Source organism: Neisseria sp. P0021.S006, from assembly GCF_051956895.1.
The window spans coordinates 1-510 of sequence record NZ_JBQCWZ010001070.1 but is presented as its reverse complement, the minus strand read 5'-3'; the positions used below and the strand labels follow the sequence as shown (position 1 = coordinate 510).

The window sequence follows — 510 nt, the reverse complement described above, 5'->3', positions numbered from 1 at the left end:
CTATAATATATTTTAGCAAACTATAGCCTTCACGAATTCTTCGCGTTTTTTGCAGGTGTCCACAATCTGAAAAACATAAAGTTGACTGTTACCGGCAGCAATCCTTTACTGGTTGGTGCTGATAACAACAGGAATTTGTATCACTGGGCAGGAACCTTAAACAGGAATAGAATTGATAAACTTAATATCCAACTGCGTAGGAAATTGGGTATTCCTGGAAAATAAATTTTATTCAAGGAGTGTTCTAAATGATTTTTGGGGATCCATATAAATTTGCAATTTGGATTGAGGAGATAGATGAATGGAGTTCAGAAAATTTTTCCGAAGGGATTTTTACATTTTTTGTGAATGGAGACATGATTCCTCAAGAACTACCAAATACGTCTACTTTTTTACCAAATTCTTTGCGTAGCATACAACAGTTTATTTCAATAAATGATAATCTAGAGTGTCCTAATTTATTTAACTTAGACTATTGTAATGCATATATCTTTTTGAACGATGCTGTTC

The 510-nt window shown here is 33.1% G+C and carries 1 protein-coding gene; it reads left to right on the top strand.

Going from position 1 to position 510, the window contains the following annotated elements; translation table 11 throughout:
- Positions 1-248: 248 nt before the first annotated feature.
- Positions 249-510: Imm42 family immunity protein (locus ACTHUM_RS18770; protein WP_440403791.1), on the top strand; the 262-nt coding region annotated here is incomplete at its 3' end.